At 53.9% G+C, this 14,783-nt stretch carries 15 protein-coding genes and 1 pseudogene; 2 read left to right on the top strand and 14 right to left on the bottom strand.

Annotated elements, in window-relative coordinates:
* Positions 1-39: 39 nt before the first annotated feature.
* The 5 genes from GZH47_RS30430 to GZH47_RS30410 all read right to left on the bottom strand — a co-directional run bounded on the left by GZH47_RS30430 (position 40) and on the right by GZH47_RS30410 (position 4,413).
* Positions 40-1,443: an immunoglobulin-like domain-containing protein gene (locus GZH47_RS30430; protein WP_162644841.1), complete on the bottom strand. Its 1,404-nt coding sequence runs from the start codon at positions 1,441-1,443 to the stop codon at positions 40-42.
* Positions 1,444-1,676: 233 nt separating this feature from the next.
* Positions 1,677-2,336, bottom strand: a complete 660-nt coding sequence (locus GZH47_RS30425; protein ID WP_162644840.1) for a cell wall hydrolase — start codon at positions 2,334-2,336, stop codon at positions 1,677-1,679.
* A 126-nt stretch (positions 2,337-2,462) separates the two neighbouring features.
* Positions 2,463-3,155 (bottom strand): hypothetical protein, encoded by a 693-nt coding sequence (locus GZH47_RS30420; RefSeq protein WP_162644839.1) that lies wholly within the window; start codon positions 3,153-3,155, stop codon positions 2,463-2,465.
* Entirely contained in the window at positions 3,152-4,045 is an 894-nt protein-coding gene (locus GZH47_RS30415; RefSeq protein ID WP_162644838.1) for an ABC transporter ATP-binding protein, read from the bottom strand. The genes GZH47_RS30420 and GZH47_RS30415 overlap by 4 nt, the downstream gene beginning before the upstream one ends.
* A 2-nt stretch (positions 4,046-4,047) precedes the next feature.
* Entirely contained in the window at positions 4,048-4,413 is a 366-nt protein-coding gene (locus GZH47_RS30410; RefSeq protein WP_162644837.1) for a GntR family transcriptional regulator, read from the bottom strand.
* A 267-nt stretch (positions 4,414-4,680) separates the two neighbouring features.
* Between GZH47_RS30410 and GZH47_RS30405 the strand changes: the two genes are divergently transcribed.
* Both GZH47_RS30405 and xerS read left to right on the top strand, forming a co-directional pair.
* Entirely contained in the window at positions 4,681-5,448 is a 768-nt protein-coding gene (locus GZH47_RS30405) for an endonuclease/exonuclease/phosphatase family protein (protein WP_162644836.1), read from the top strand.
* A 104-nt stretch (positions 5,449-5,552) separates the two neighbouring features.
* Complete coding sequence (xerS, locus tag GZH47_RS30400) at positions 5,553-6,635, top strand: tyrosine recombinase XerS (RefSeq protein ID WP_162644835.1); 1,083 nt, start codon at positions 5,553-5,555, stop codon at positions 6,633-6,635.
* Between the two features lie 522 nt (positions 6,636-7,157).
* On the opposite strand, the gene GZH47_RS30395 is transcribed toward xerS, so the two are convergent.
* The 9 genes and pseudogenes from GZH47_RS30395 to GZH47_RS30360 form a co-directional block, all read right to left on the bottom strand.
* On the bottom strand, positions 7,158-7,868 hold the full coding sequence (locus GZH47_RS30395; protein WP_162644834.1) for a hypothetical protein: 711 nt from the start codon (positions 7,866-7,868) through the stop codon (positions 7,158-7,160).
* 34 nt (positions 7,869-7,902) lie between these two features.
* On the bottom strand, positions 7,903-8,205 hold the full coding sequence (locus GZH47_RS30390) for a GNAT family N-acetyltransferase (RefSeq protein WP_225446605.1): 303 nt from the start codon (positions 8,203-8,205) through the stop codon (positions 7,903-7,905).
* 184 nt (positions 8,206-8,389) lie between these two features.
* Entirely contained in the window at positions 8,390-8,500 is a 111-nt protein-coding gene (locus GZH47_RS34725) for a stalk domain-containing protein (protein WP_162644832.1), read from the bottom strand.
* 47 nt (positions 8,501-8,547) lie between these two features.
* Positions 8,548-8,874 (bottom strand): annotated as a pseudogene (locus tag GZH47_RS34720) (hypothetical protein); the annotation flags it as partial.
* Between the two features lie 215 nt (positions 8,875-9,089).
* Complete coding sequence (locus GZH47_RS30380; RefSeq protein ID WP_162644831.1) at positions 9,090-9,854, bottom strand: SDR family NAD(P)-dependent oxidoreductase; 765 nt, start codon at positions 9,852-9,854, stop codon at positions 9,090-9,092.
* An 83-nt stretch (positions 9,855-9,937) separates the two neighbouring features.
* Positions 9,938-10,297 carry a MerR family transcriptional regulator gene (locus GZH47_RS30375; protein WP_162644830.1) on the bottom strand — a complete coding sequence of 120 codons (360 nt, stop codon included), beginning with the start codon at positions 10,295-10,297 and terminating at the stop codon, positions 9,938-9,940.
* Between the two features lie 239 nt (positions 10,298-10,536).
* A complete protein-coding gene (locus GZH47_RS30370) occupies positions 10,537-10,995 on the bottom strand; it encodes a GyrI-like domain-containing protein (RefSeq protein ID WP_162644829.1) in 459 nt (152 codons plus the stop codon).
* A gap of 17 nt (positions 10,996-11,012) precedes the next feature.
* Positions 11,013-12,749, bottom strand: coding sequence for a proline--tRNA ligase (locus GZH47_RS30365; protein ID WP_162644828.1), 1,737 nt, complete (start codon positions 12,747-12,749; stop codon positions 11,013-11,015).
* 373 nt (positions 12,750-13,122) lie between these two features.
* Positions 13,123-14,670, bottom strand: a complete 1,548-nt coding sequence (locus tag GZH47_RS30360) for a DUF4153 domain-containing protein (protein ID WP_162644827.1) — start codon at positions 14,668-14,670, stop codon at positions 13,123-13,125.
* Between the last annotated feature and the right edge of the window lie 113 nt (positions 14,671-14,783).

Below are 14,783 nucleotides of genomic sequence, written 5' to 3'. Positions count from 1 at the left end.
TGAATATCGGACAAATTCGTCAAAAGATTCGCCTTCCGGTCATTGCTGCTTAACGGTCACGGTAAAAGATCTTACGTCGGCCGACCCGCTGTTGCTGATAACGGCCGTCAGCGTTACCTTCACGTCGCCTTGCCCGTGCGCCGGACGATGCACCGCGCCGCTGTTGGACAGCACCGACGCGTTGCCGGAATACCAGACGATCGTGCTGCCGTAGTATCCTTTCGTCGGAAGTCCGACAGACTGCGTAACGCTGGCGGACGAATCGCCTGATTTATAAGCGATTCCCAGATCCGTTTTGTCGGCGGCCACTTTCTCCGGGCTGTTAAATTCGCGCTTGACGGTCAAGTTGAAAATTTTCGTATCGCTGCTGGTACCGCTGATAATGATTGCCGTCATATAGACCGCTATGTCCGCATTGTTGGATGCCGGGCGGTGCAGCGTCTTCCCGTCGGAGGACAGCACTCCTGGGGAGCTGGACACCCACGTAATGGACGAACCGTTCACGCCTCTGGATGGCAGGCCGTCGAGCGGACGCGTCACGCGGCCGCTTGAATCCGAACCGCCGAAGTCGATTTGAAGCGCTGCTTTGTCGGCGGCCACGCGCTGCGGCGCCGGCAGTTGCTGCTTGACCGTCACCGTGAAGATCTTGAATTCGGTGGCGCCTCCCGATTGAATCAAGGCCGTGAGGACGACGTTGAGATCGCCATTGCCATTCGCAGGCCGGTTGACGGTCTTGCCATCGCTCGAAATGATGGACGGCGACATCGAGGTCCATGTTACCTTAGATCCGTTAGCGCCTTTCGCCGGCAGCGATTTGAATGGCTGCGTCACGCTGCCGCCGTTGTCGGAACCGCCGAATTCAATCGCCAGGGCATCTTTATCCTTGGCTACGCGCTGTGCATCGGTGAGCTGCGGATAAGTGCCTTTGACGATGACGCGGAACGTCTTGGTAGCTGTCGCATTGTTAAACTTAAGCACCGCAGTCAAGTCTACTGCGACATCGGCTTGCGGCTGCCGCTTGAGATTCAAGCCGTCATTGGAAAGGACAAGCGGATTGCTGGACGTCCATGTAATGCTCGATCCGTTCTTGCCGCGCAGCGGGAGGATCACCGGCAGCGTAACATTGTTCGCGTTGTCTTGGAGCAGGAACTGTATCGCTAACGCATTCTTGTCATCCGTAACTTTCTGAGTATTCTGTGAATTTGCGCTGGAGTCGGTCGCGCATTGTGCTTTGAATGAAGCGATCAAACTGGTCAAGAGCGCGCGCGATTTCTCGTTCTTCGTCTTCAGAAGGACTTGATTAAGCAAATAAGCCGTTTGATTGCACGATTGCTTCTGTTGGTCGTACTTGTCATCATTCGAACCCCTGTCATGGGCGAATACCGACGAGCCGCTGAATGCGAACAGCGTTAGAACGAGCATGACGACTGTCCATTTCTTCATGAACCTCTCTCCTATTCCAGATTGGATTGGACGAAGAAGCAGCCTGAGCCGTTCCGCTTCGCCGGGAGCACGTTCAATGGATTGATATTTAGCGTCATTAAACAATGGGCGTTGTGAAGTTCTGGCGTTCTCCTCACATACTTAAACGGAGTCGGTGCGTAATAGTTGCGATCAATTTCCTATCGGCTAAGAAAAAAATCCGCCTTGTGGGCGGATTTCATTAATGCGATTAACTAAACCGCGAAAACGTGATTCCCGATTTTTGTCGTCACTTTGCGAGACAAAATCCATTTGGATTTCGCCGTAACGGGGTTGTAGTAATAGAGCGCGTTATTCGTCGGATCCCAGCCGCGCACGGCATCTTTCGCCGCAAGGAAGGCGGAATTGTTAGGGAGCAGCCAATATTGACCGTCCGCAACCGCCGCGAACGCTAATGGCGCCATAATGACGTCGGTCACTGTTTTCGGAAATAACGGCGATTTCAGCCGGTTCATAACGACGGCGCCTACGGCTACCTGCCCCTTGTACACTTCGCCTCTCGCCTCGGAATAGATTATCCGCGCCAACTTCGACATCTCCGGCTTATTGACCGTGAGCTTCTTCAGTTTGGACCACGTTGCCGGTCCGGCGATACCGTCCACTTTCAGCCCGTTGGCCTTCTGAAAATTCATGACGGCGCTGCGGGTCGTCATGCCGTACGTCGTCGTGATCGCCCCTTTGAAATAATTGAGCGTTTGCAGCCTAAACTGCAGATCAGCCACGTCGCCGCTTTGGCTGCCGGTCTTCAGCACCGGCGGCGATGCCGCCATCGCCGTATTGCCGTAACTGAGCAAGGAGCTGCCCGCGACTAGCACGCCTGCGAGCAAAGTGATGAATCGTTTCTGTCTGTTCATGAAGCCTGAATCCCTCCAACCGTAAGTATGGAAGCTGATCATAGCATGGAATTCAGGCACGAATGCGGAAAAAGGGGGATTTTTAATGATCTTAAATTTCTTTCATTTTGCCGGGCGGCCCCCTGATTAAACCGTGCTTCTACGAAGAAGCGCATAGGCAACGAGCGACAGCACGACGGAGACGGGAAGCAGCAGCAGGCCGAGGTCGAACGCGGAACGACCGTCGAAGAAATCGAAGATCCCTCTCCACCACTCCCAATTAATGACGGCGTAAAAGAACAGCGTGCCGACGATGACCGAAATAATCGCCAGCGTATACATGCCGATTTTGCCGAATCTCCGGAAGAAGCTGGAGATGGCGAAGCCGAGCAAATACAAGAACATCATCAGCGAAGCGAAAAAGACGAATTGTTTGAAGGCGTTACCGTCCGTAATATACGGCAAATGGAAGAAGAAGAGCCGCACGCCCCAACCGTCGGAAGACGACTCGATATAGGAAAGCAGCGTCAGCAAGATGCCTGTCGCGGCGCTTACCGCCGCGATCATGATCATGGAACCGGTATAATAGTCGCGGCGCCGGACGCTGAAGCCAAGCGCGAACGGGAACGTGTGATGAACCGTAATGATGCCATAGACCATCATATAGACGAAGATCGAGGCCAACCCTCCGGTAACCATCTTATCGTCCTGAATCGAGCCGGCAATGATTAGATTAACGACAAAACTGCTCAAGACGATAAACCAAGGCACGTATAACCAAGACATGCGATCCCTCATATGCATTCTGACGATGCCTTTGACGGTCGAATTCATAATCATGACAAGTTCTCCTTCCGTTCGGTCGACTGGTTGGTCAGATAAACGATCAGCTGCTGGATCGTGACCGGGGTAAATTGAAGTCCGAGCGCTTCGGCCTGCTTCTGATCGGACGCCCCCAATCGTTCGTAAATCGTAATGGAACGACTGCCTCCCAGCGACTCTTGATGAATAACCTTCTTGCCTGCCGCGTACGAATCGATCTTCGCCGCCGGCCCCGAAACTGTATACGCTCTCCCGCGGAGCGAGTCGGCCTCGTCATCGAGCAGAATCCGCCCTTTGTTGATTACGATCACATGCTCCAGCAGCTTGCTCACCTCGTCGATCAGATGCGTCGACAGTATGACGGTCCGGGGAAACTCGGTATAATCCTCCATCAATCGTTCGTAGAAAATGCTCCGCGCGACAGCATCCAGACCCAGGTACGGTTCATCGAATATCGTAAGCTCAGCCCTGCTGGCCAGCCCGATGATGATACCGACGGAAGACAGCATGCCGCGGGAAAGCTTCTTCACCCGCCGTTTGAGCGGCAGATTGAAGTCGGCCGTCAGCCGTTTCGCGAAGTCGTCGTCCCAATTGGGAAACAGCATTGCGGCCGTGTCCAACACGTCCTTGACCCGGAAACTGTCGGGGTATTTCTGGCTCTCCTTGATAAAGCAGGTTTTCCTCAGCACTCGGTTGTTCTCGTACGGCTCTTCCCCGAATACGTGCAATTCTCCGCTGCTGGGAAACAGCTGCGCGGTAATCAGATGCATGATCGTCGTTTTACCCGCTCCGTTACGGCCAAGCAGGCCGTAGATCTTGTTCGGTTCGATCGCGAAGCTCACGTTATCGACGGCAGTGAAGCTTCCGTACGACTTCGTCAGCCTTCTTGCCTCTACGATAGTCTCCATCTTCAGTTCCCCCTCTCGCGAATCATGTCCGTCAGCTGATCCCTCGTAATGCCCAGCTTCTCCGCTTCACGAATCATCGCCACGACATATTGTTCGAAAAACTGTTCCTTCCGTTTCTCCACCAGCTTCACCTTCGCCCCGGACGATACGAACATCCCGATCCCTCGCTTCTTGTACAGAATCTCTTGGTCCACCAGCAAATTGACTCCTTTCGCCGCCGTCGCCGGATTAATGCCGTAGAACGCCGCGAACTGATTCGTGGAAGGCACCTGTGACTCTTCCGGCAGACCGCCTTCGAGAATATCGTCTTCGATGCGTTCGGCGATTTGCACGAAGATGGGCCGGCTGTCGTCCATTTGATTTCCCATCGCTACACCACCATGTTGGTTAGTTACTCATGTAACTAACTATATAAGTAAAGAAGCTAATTGTCAACAAGCGAACTCCACTTTCCGCATTCGCCTACGTTTGTGCCGTATTCGCCTATGTTCGCGCTATCGCAGTCGCGCGACATTCGCAAGGAAATCCAGCCGATCTTTATTACGATGGCCTTATGCACTCATGAACGCTGTCGGTTATAATGAACCTGTCACTTGTACACATCAGTTCTATTACCGAAGACGGAGGGATTACGAATGGATTTAAACATCATGACATTCAATTTGCGCATTCACGTGCTTGGAGACGGCGACAATGCCTGGCCGAACCGGGTAACGGGCGCGGCCGATGCCATACGGCAGTCGAATGCGGATATCGTCTGCACGCAGGAAGGATCGATTGCCATGCTGCAGGATTTGCAGCGGCTTCTTCCCGACTACCGCTGGCTCGGCGTTAGTCGCGGCGGCGCTGCGGATGATGAATACTGCGCGATATTCTATAAGCAAGCGTCGCTGGAACCAATCGAGAGCGGCCATTTCAGCTTATCCGAGAACCCTGAACAGCTAGGCTTGAAGAGCTGGGACGCCGGCTGTCCGCGCATGTGCACATGGGCCAAATTCGTCGGCAAGGATGACGCAGCCTGGTTCGTCTACAATACCCATCTCGATCATTTAAGCGAACAGGCCCGCGATAACGGCATCCAGTTGATTCTTGCCAGAATGAAAGACCATGCGCAGCGCAGTCCGCTTCCGTTCGTGCTTACCGGCGATTTCAACTGCGAACCATCCAGTAACGTCATCGCGCTTGTCGAGCAAGCCGGCTTCCAGTCCGCGTATTCCGTCATCGAAGAGCCGCACGGCCGTACTTATCACGCCTATGAAGGCGGCGAATCGGGCTATCCGATCGACTATATCTTCGTATCGCCGAACGCCCGCATTGCGAGCGCCTTCATCGACCGCAACATTTATAACGGACGCTATCCTTCCGATCATTATCCGGTTCTGGCGGTCGTCAGCCCGGCTTAGCCAGCGCCGCTTCATTTGATTTACTCGCGAACGAATGTTCTTTTCCAGGATTTACTTTGTCCGGAAGCTGCTCTAAAATGGACTACACGGAGGTGGCTATCGCGATGAATATCCTAAAGGTAAAGGACCGGCAGGAGCTGGACCGTAGAACCCCGACGATGCCTTGGTATATCGAGAAATTCATTAACTATAAGCTGCCCGACCTCTCGCCCTCTTCCCTGCTGGAGTACGTTCGGGATTACGATGCGTTCCTGTCCTGGCTGCTGGCCGAAGGGCTGGCCGAAGGTCCGACGATCCGCGACGTGAAACTTATCGAGCTGGAGACGCTCCATATGGACAGCATCGATGCGTTCAAAATGTTTCTTGCCACCCGGCCCGAGCAGAGCAACAGCCGCACGACCATATCGCGTAAGCTGTCGTCCCTGCGATCGCTCTTTCATTATTTGAGCCAAATCGCGGAGGATGAACAATTTTATCCGCTGCTGAAGCGCAACGTCATGGCGAAGGTGTCCATCAAACGGACGTCGAAGCCGAAGGATACGGCCGCCAAGCTGGAAGGCAAGCTGCTGCAGGAGCAGGAAATCGAGGAATTCATCCGCTACATCAACGAGGATTACGGCATGGAGATCGCCTCCAATAAGCAGGCTTCCTACTCCTATGCGAACAACCGGACGCGGGATACGTCGATCGTCAGCCTGATCCTGAACTCCGGGCTGCGCGTCTCCGAGCTCGTTAATATGAACGTGGACGATTTGGATCTGAAGAAGCAGCTGCTCTACGTCTACCGCAAAGGGAAGAACGACGACACGTTCAAGTCGCCCGTTTATTTCCGCCAGGAAGCGATGCGCGACCTGCAGCATTACTTGACGCAGCGCGATTCCCAGTACAAGGCGCCCAAGCGGGAGAAGGCGCTCTTCCTTGCCTTGGCGAACGGCAAGAACGAAGGCTCGCGGATGACGAAACGCGCCATTCAAGAGATGGTCATCAAATATGCGAAACGCTTCGGCAAACCGTATCTGTCGGTACATAAGCTCCGCCATTCGTTCGCGACCGATTATTATCTCCGCAACGATTTATACAAGACGCAGGAGCAGCTCGGCCATGCGTCGCCGGAAACGACGCAGATTTATGCGCATCTGACGGATAAAACGATGGCGGAAGCGATCGACCGTCCGAAGGAAGCGTAGCTACGACTGGCGAGAGACACATGTACGACTGGCGAGAGAGACAGGAAGACACGAAACAAGGGGCAGATCCGATAGCCGATGCGGCTTGGGATCTTCCCCTTGTCCTTTACCTTATACTTGTACCGCGAAACGGCCGGACCGCAAGTTCAGACACTCGCAGCCAGCGCATCGCTAAGCAAGCTGTTCTTGCCCTACGTTAAGCTCTCCGATCCAATGCGCTCCAGCGCCAGCAGCTGGCCAACGAATCGAATAAGCCTTATTCGGCCAAAATACGGCATTTCGTTTCTCTAACGAATCTCACGAACGCTATTGCTAGCGATACCTCGCTATTTTGCCTATTTTCTCGTGTTTTGTTTCGCATAAGGTCGTTGAGATTCGTTAGATTAATTTTAGATCCCAATTCAATCGAATAAGAACGCTACGATTCGTTAGCCTCCTTAGCAGCCCCTAGCTGCCTCTTTAGCTGCCTCCTGCCCCTATAAGCTCGCTGCTTGTCGAGGTTGGAAACCTACCTTACATGACTTATCCATCATTCTGCTGTTGCACGCGCTGCATAAGTGCTTGGATCGCATGTTCATCCATCCGTATATGCATGCAATTAACCGTATTCCGATGAAAATCCCAATACCCATCCAAGATCAACTTGTAGTGATCGGCCTGTTTCTTCAATAAGCCCCAACAACCAATGTCGCCTTCCGAACTGGAGACGATATAGAGCCATTCAGCGGACTCGTATAGTTGCGTATGACTAAATACATCGAAATTTGCCGTAGTCGCGTCGCTTTCTTGTCGCTGCAGCACTTGATCCGCTTCGCTTACCAATACAACATTTTCGATTTGGACGACGATCCAGGCAGCTTTTTCATCCTGAGCCAGAATTCGTTCAAAGCAAATGTTCACCATAGCGGAGTCATTGATCTCTTCCGGGTAGTCATCCCAGCCATTAAAGAAAGACAGCGGAGGCTGAAACAGCGTCCATATTCGCTCGCCAACGGACAGATGGAACGGATGCGTTACCATTACCGTCCGATAGGTTCCCGCTTCGGGTATAACCGAGGACCGCGCCCATATTCGCTCGTTGAGATCGGGAACTTCTTCCCCGAAGTCCGACCACTGGATTTGCCAATCCACGCCTTGTATTTCAACCCCGCTTACTTCTTTCAGTTCCCCGGCATCAAAATCATGAATGCTCTTGCAAGCCGGACATTTGAAAGCTAACAGCTGATTCTTCATAAGATGACCAAGCCACCTGACCTCAATGGAGTTCTCATGCCTGTATCGTTTTCTTTAAACAGTATCGCTTGTGGTCCTTCGGGCAATTGTCCAGTACGCCAAACACTTCGTAGCCATGTTTGAGATAAAAGTCTAAAGCCTGAAAATCGAATGTCTCCAAATGAATCAAGCAGATCCCATGCTTGCGGGCCGTCCGCTCGATATCTGCTAACAACTTTGACCCAAGTCCGCTTCGGCGATACTCTTCTTTGACCCACAACGCATCAATAAATAGGCATTTCCATGCATAATCGATGCAATTAATGCCCGCGATAATCGTTCCGTTCAAATGCGACATTCGTTTCGTTATAGGCAACGATTTGCTCTTCGATATAATGAACGTCATTCTCCGTACTGCAGACGATCGGATAAGAAATCATATTATTCCCCTTCGTAGGATGTCGTGTATGATGCAGCCGAAACAGCCGAGCCTGCCTCAGTTGGATATCGTACTATTTTATCGGCATATGACGCCGCCGACATTACGGCATCTCGATCCCGACCGAATAATTCGCTGCGTCCCATGCGACCTTCGCGCCAAGCGTTTCGGAAATGAATCGCAACGGCACAAGCAAGCTGTTCCTTGCGTACATTCCTTCAAGTCTACGTCCAATCGGCCTTGGCCCGTCTGCCCGAAGTTATTGGCGCCTGTCGAATAAATTTTTCCGTCGGGCATGCATGCATAAATCGTACCGCTGCCAAAGGCTATTGAAGCCGCCTGACCTAACGGCAGCTGCTGCACGCCGCTCCGAAGAAATTTCCCGTCTTCGAACGTCCATTGCCAAGCCGAGCCATTCGTATCGATAGCCGTTCCGGCCGTAAAGGAAACGACGCTGCCGATGTTGGGCACCTGTTGCGGCAGAAGCGTGGCGATCGCTTCGCTGCCATTGGTCCCATGAGTACGCCTCCCAACGTATGAATGCTTACATTCGTTCCAAAATTTGGGTGATTCAACAATTAGACGCATCATGGCCGAAAATGGTTGCTCGATCCGTTCCAATAGATTTAAAAGTAGCAGCTTTCCGATTCTTCTTCGTCCGCGGCGGATTGGGCGGCATGACAACCGTCTTCCCGCTGCTCGTCATACGAACGAACGCGAATAAGGCTGCCTGCCGGCAGCCCCCCTCCATTCGAGCATATGCGTTTATCGTTGGATCAGATTAACATTCATTCAGGCAAGATTTACAGAAACATGCCGCCCGACGCCTCGACTCGCTGCGCATTGACCCAGCCCATCTCGGACGAGCATAGCGACGCGATGACGCCGCCGATATCGTCGGCTTCCCCTGTTCTGCCCAGCGCGGTCTGGCCGCTTATGAACGCTTGCATCTCTTGGCTGCCTCGGAGCCTGCCGCCGCCGAAATCGGTCGCGATCGCCCCCGGAGCAATCGTGTTCACGCGAATGCCTCTGGCGCCCAGCTCCTTCGCCATATATTTCGTCAGCACTTCGACGGCGCCTTTCATCGCGGCATAAGCAGCGCTGCCGGCAATCGTGAAGCGCGTCAAGCCCGATGACACATTAATGATCGCGCCTTGATCCGCCAGAAGCGGCATCAGTTTCTGCGTCAAGAAGAACACGCCTTTCACGTGCACGTTCATCAGTTCGTCGAATTGGGCTTCGGTCGTGTCCGCGATGGATGCGTAGAGTCCAAAACCCGCATTGTTAATAAGAAAATCGATCTGTTCGCGCTGCCACGTATCTCTCAGCACCTGCAAAAGCTCGTCCTTGAAACCGTCGAACGAAGCCGTGAGTCCGGCATCCAGCTGAATCGCCGCCGCTTTCCTGCCCAGGGCCCGTACCTCTTGCACGAGCGTTTCGGCCTGTTCCTGCTGGCTATGGTAAGTGACGATGACATCGCTGCCTTTGTTGGCCAGAGCAAGGGCAGCATTCCTTCCCAAACCGCGGCTGCCTCCGGTGATTAGTGCTAGTTTCGGTTGTTGTGTCATGATAACGCTCCTTTGGGTTATGGTGTCACCTGACTCGATTCGCAGGTCGCCAAAATAATGTACCACTTCGAGATGACTCGAAGTCAAATCGGAATTTTACGGTCGTAATGGCTGATTTTCAGATCGATCAGATTCAGGTTTTTCTTCAAATCGTTGAACTGCCTGGCCACTTCCTTCCGATGATCGACCATCATGCTCCTTCGCATCTCGGACGTCTGCTCTCCTTCCATGAGGAGATCGATGTACCGCTTGATCTCTTTGATCGGCATGCCCGTATTCTTCAAACAGCAAATCAGGCGAATCAGCTCCAGGCTATTCGCCGAGAACTCCCGGTTGCCTGACTTGTTGCGCGTGATGAAGGGAAGCAGGCCTTCTTTATCGTAATAGCGGATCGTATGAACCGACATCTCACATAATTCCGCGACTTCGTTAATGGTATACATGATGTTCCTCCTAAAGAAATTCGTCCTATGGCCTGTTCGGCTTCGAGTAGACTCTAACTGACCGTCAGCAGATTCAGGTTCAGGTTTCCGGTTGCGAAATGACAGAAGTTCTCTCAATTGGTCGCCGTGCATCGTCATGCTAGTTTGCTTCCATGATCGCAAAATAGCCCTGGATCAAGTAGACCGGGCTATTCGCGCTGACTTGCAAGTATTCAGATTGTGGTTCGGCCATTCCGGCTTCAGTCCAGCGAACAATAAATCTCGGTTTCCAGCTGCGACTCGTCTTCCTTCCAGTGGCCGTAAACTTCGATGAGCGGCGAGCCGCACGCCCGTCCGGATGCGGCAACGGCTTTGCGAAGCTCGGCATTCGTGCGCCCCAGACCGCTGTATGGCCCGCGGTGAACGCAGTACGCATATTCGTTCAACGTCCATGTCTTCATCGTCAAATTCGGAACGGCACCGGCATCACTTTGCGGCGGAATCTCCAGCTCCACGCCGCCGAAGACCGAACCGTCTTGTTCGTAAATCACATAGTTAAGTCCGCGATTCGGGAGTGACTGCCCGCGCACTTCCGTCCACACATGGCCGAGCAGCTCCATGATCAAATCCCCGTAAGGCTGGCCGGGACGATGCTGTCTCGATACGCCATGCAGCGTAATACTGTAGGGCTTATCAACCGTTCGCCATTGCAGACTCATTGGATCGTCTCCTTCGTTTAACGATTCTTCAGCTTATTACGGACAGCTTCACCAGCATCAGCCAACGCCATTCTAACGGCAGGCTCACCGCTTCCCCTCTCTTTCCATTCGACCTGACCTTCGGCAATTCCTTTGCCGATTACGATTCGGATCGGAATGCCAATGAGATCGGCGTCCTTCAGCTTCACGCCAAGCCGCTCGCCCCGGTCGTCGAGCAGCGCTTCAATGCCGCCCTCGCGAAGCTGTTCGTACAGCTCGTTCGCCGCCTCCATCTGAGCTTCGTCCTGATGCGAAACCGGTATGATATGCACTTGAAAAGGCGCAAGCTCGGCTGGCCACAGCATGCCGTTCTCGTCATGGCGCTGCTCGATGACGGCAGACAGCAAACGCGTGACGCCGATGCCGTAACAGCCCATGATGAAAGGATGGCTTACGCCGGCGGCGTCCGTAAACCTGGCATTCAGCTTCTCGCTGTATTTCGTCCCGAGCTTGAACACATGGCCGATTTCGATGCCGCGAATCACTCGCAGCGATCCCGCTTCGCAATTCGGGCAAGCTTCGCCCTCCTCGGCATTGCGGTAATCGCCAGCCTTCTCCAGCGTGAAATCCCGGCCTGGCACAACATGCCGCACATGGAAGTCCGTTTCATTCGCACCGGCAACGCCGCTCCGCATCGCGGCGACTTCCAGGTCGACAAGCAGCGGAATTCGCAGGCTGACCGGACCGGCAAAACCGGTGGCTGCCCCCGTGATTTCAAGCACGGTCTCGCTGTCCGCCAGTTCGAGCTCTACGGCATTCAGCGCATTCTTCACTTTCGTCTCGTTCAGCGAACGATCGCCGCGGACAAGCACGGCGACAGGGCTGCCGTCCGCCATATAGATCAGCGTCTTGATGAGTTCATTACCGCCGATGCCTAGCCCAGCAACCAAATCTTCAATGCTGCGAAGATTCGGCGTATGGAATTTCTCCGCGTCCGGCACGGATTCAGCCGCATCGGCCTTGTCAGCGCTCGCCTTTAAGCTTGCATTCGTTCCGCGTCCGACGGCTTTCTCCATATTGGCCGCATAATCGCAATGGCTGCAAGTAACGACATCGTCTTCGCCGGAGGCGGCGATCGCCATGAATTCATGCGTGCCTCCCTCGCCTCCGATAGCCCCGGCATCGGCTTCTACCGCCCGAAACGCCAATCCGCAGCGAGCGAATATTCGATGATACGCATCGTACATGGCGCGATACGCGGCATCAAGGCTCTCCCAGTCGGCAGCGAAGGAGTACGCGTCTTTCATGACGAATTCCCGGCAGCGCAGCAGGCCGAAACGCGGCCGGCGCTCGTCGCGGAACTTCGTCTGGATTTGAAACAGCGTGACCGGAAGCTTCCGGTACGTCGAAATTTCTTGTCCGACAAGCTGGGTAATGACCTCTTCGTGCGTAGGTCCAAGCACGATTTCCCGGTCGCCGCGGTCGCGCAGGCGAACTAGCTCCGGTCCATACACATCGTATCTGCCCGACTCCCGCCACAGATCGGCAGGCTGCATCGCCGGCAGAAGCACTTCTTGCGCACCCGTCCGTTCCATTTCCTCGCGGACGATTCGCTCGACGTTACGCAGCACGCGCCGTCCGAGCGGCAGGAAGGAATAGACGCCTGCGGAGAGCTGGCGGATGAATCCTCCTTTCACGAGCAGCTGATGACTGACGGCTTCCGCGTCGGCCGGCATCTCCCGCATGGTTGGGATGAAAGCGGTTTGTTGTCGCATATCCTTCTCCTCCTTAGGTCTAAACCAAAAACACGCACCCGTCCCCGGTTAAGGGACGAGTGCGTGCTCGTGGTACCACCCCAAATTCAGCCGGATCGCGGACAAGGTCCGCCGATCGGCGCTCTGGTTGGGATAACGGGGATCTCCCGGCTGCAAATACTCGGAATTCCTTGCAGCGACTACAAGGCGGGGCGTATTAGCGGCTGCGGGAAGCTTCTCAGCGGGGCTTCCTCTCTGTACGCGGCGCGTGCTAAACGGCATGTCCTTGATCACGGTCATTCGATAATGATTGGTTCTAAAAATACCTCAAATGAAGCGTGAAAGTCAAGAGGCCGAAATACGAGAATTGAAATTATACTATTATTTAATGCGATTAATCATCTTGCTCGGTATCTCTCGCAGCTCTTGATTTAGACAGGTTCCAGCTCGGCCAGCCGCCGTCGCTTGCCGAGCGGAGACGAATGTCCGCAATCGCTGCGCCTAGCCCTTCGATGTCGTCCGGATGAACGGCTTGCAGCTTCAGCAGCGCAGGCAGCGCGTCCGCGGATAGCGTTCCTAGATATGCGGTATCCATCTCGCCGTTCTTGTTATACCGATCACAGTTACGGTCCGCGATGATCGCATCCAAATTCGCGAAATTCATCGCCAGATATGCCGTTATGCCAAGCGCGATATAGGTTTTCGCCAGCGAGAAATGCTCCCGCCAGATCCGAATCAACGACGCCGCCAGAATGAAGCACAAGAATATCATAAACCCGTGCACTAGCAATCTTGTCTGCGTGTAGCCATAAACTTCCTCGTATAACGATAACCGGCTGAAAGCGGAGACCAGCATCACCACCGTGCAGCCGACGAGCAGGCTGAGCGATAGTTTACGCGCCAGTTCCCCTGTCCGATCTCCTCGTTTGACGAGATGCAGGCCGCATAATAGCAGGATCAAATTGATGAGCGATACGACGATCAGCTGCGCGAACCCTTGCCTGGCGTATTCCGCATAAGCGACGTCGGTTGGCATGAACCCTTTCGCGGCGCCGAACAAATACGAGAATTGAATGACTGCGAATACGACGTAAACCAGATTGATGCTGATCAGCAAGGTACAAGCCGTCAGCGGATCGAATGCAAACGGCTCGCGCTTCGTTTCATAATTTTGCAAGGAAAGACCGTTCCATTCGCCGTTCTCCCCGGCCCCCCGACGATCTCCGCTGCGGTTGAACAGCAGCGCCCACAAGTAACAGAACGCGTAACAGGCGATGAACGCGCCGACGAAGATCCGGATAAAGCCGTCGAATATATCCCAATGAAACAACAAGCGAGGAATCCGCCAGAGCAGCGAATTGAAGATCCGGTCGGCGGAAGCGAGCAGCCCGATGACGAGTCCGAGCAGCGGCGCCGCCAGCAGCAAGCCGAACGATATCCGGCGCAGCTTTCCTGCCGCGGGATTCGCATCTTCGCTATTTTGCGGAAGCAGCCGGCCGGCCAGCAGGCCGAATGGGACGCCGAGATAAGCAAACGGCTTGATCAGACTAAAGTACAGCACATCGGTATAAAATCCGGCGCGAAACCAAGGCTTGGCGCTGCTCCGCGTCAACAGCACCGACTGCGCCGCCGCCAGCGCCGGAAGAAGAACGACATTCAAGCCGTGAAACAGCGCATTGGCGTAAATCGCGAACGTCAATGACAACAACACGATCGGCAGGGTCAACAGCCAGCCCGACCTGGTTTGGCCGCGCCATTGATCGAAGCCTCCGATTCTGCCCTTGACCGCATAAAAGAATAAGCCGTAACAGGCGATAATGAACAGCGGGACGTTCACGTTAAACCCGTTCCAAACGAATAAATACTGGCTGACGATTCCAAACAGCAGCGACAGCAAAGCGATATTCTCATACCTCCGCTGCCATGGCGCTGGATTTCTCATCGTCTCACTCCTCGTAGTACGCCACCGTGCGGCGAGAATAACTTGCTTCCATTTATTGTAGCCGATAAAATAAGAACAAAAAGTGAAAGTTATTTCCGCGTCATTTCATATTT

Origin of the sequence: Paenibacillus rhizovicinus, assembly GCF_010365285.1 — a bacterium.
Lineage (GTDB): Bacteria > Bacillota > Bacilli > Paenibacillales > Paenibacillaceae > Paenibacillus_Z > Paenibacillus_Z rhizovicinus.
This window is presented reverse-complemented; position numbering and strand designations above follow the sequence as displayed.

Excerpts from the sequence above, each read along its gene's own strand:
- GZH47_RS30430 (WP_162644841.1), bottom strand. The coding sequence starts at position 1,443 with ATGAAGAAATGGACAGTCGTCATGCTCGTTCTAACGCTGTTCGCATTC.
- GZH47_RS30425 (WP_162644840.1), bottom strand. The coding sequence starts at position 2,336 with ATGAACAGACAGAAACGATTCATCACTTTGCTCGCAGGCGTGCTAGTC.
- GZH47_RS30420 (WP_162644839.1), bottom strand. The coding sequence starts at position 3,155 with ATGATTATGAATTCGACCGTCAAAGGCATCGTCAGAATGCATATGAGG.
- GZH47_RS30415 (WP_162644838.1), bottom strand. The coding sequence starts at position 4,045 with ATGGAGACTATCGTAGAGGCAAGAAGGCTGACGAAGTCGTACGGAAGC.
- GZH47_RS30410 (WP_162644837.1), bottom strand. The coding sequence starts at position 4,413 with ATGGGAAATCAAATGGACGACAGCCGGCCCATCTTCGTGCAAATCGCC.
- GZH47_RS30405 (WP_162644836.1), top strand. The coding sequence starts at position 4,681 with ATGGATTTAAACATCATGACATTCAATTTGCGCATTCACGTGCTTGGA.
- xerS (WP_162644835.1), top strand. The coding sequence starts at position 5,553 with ATGAATATCCTAAAGGTAAAGGACCGGCAGGAGCTGGACCGTAGAACC.
- GZH47_RS30395 (WP_162644834.1), bottom strand. The coding sequence starts at position 7,868 with ATGAAGAATCAGCTGTTAGCTTTCAAATGTCCGGCTTGCAAGAGCATT.
- GZH47_RS30390 (WP_225446605.1), bottom strand. The coding sequence starts at position 8,205 with ATGTCGCATTTGAACGGAACGATTATCGCGGGCATTAATTGCATCGAT.
- GZH47_RS34725 (WP_162644832.1), bottom strand. The coding sequence starts at position 8,500 with ATGTACGCAAGGAACAGCTTGCTTGTGCCGTTGCGATTCATTTCCGAA.
- GZH47_RS30380 (WP_162644831.1), bottom strand. The coding sequence starts at position 9,854 with ATGACACAACAACCGAAACTAGCACTAATCACCGGAGGCAGCCGCGGT.
- GZH47_RS30375 (WP_162644830.1), bottom strand. The coding sequence starts at position 10,297 with ATGTATACCATTAACGAAGTCGCGGAATTATGTGAGATGTCGGTTCAT.
- GZH47_RS30370 (WP_162644829.1), bottom strand. The coding sequence starts at position 10,995 with ATGAGTCTGCAATGGCGAACGGTTGATAAGCCCTACAGTATTACGCTG.
- GZH47_RS30365 (WP_162644828.1), bottom strand. The coding sequence starts at position 12,749 with ATGCGACAACAAACCGCTTTCATCCCAACCATGCGGGAGATGCCGGCC.
- GZH47_RS30360 (WP_162644827.1), bottom strand. The coding sequence starts at position 14,670 with ATGAGAAATCCAGCGCCATGGCAGCGGAGGTATGAGAATATCGCTTTG.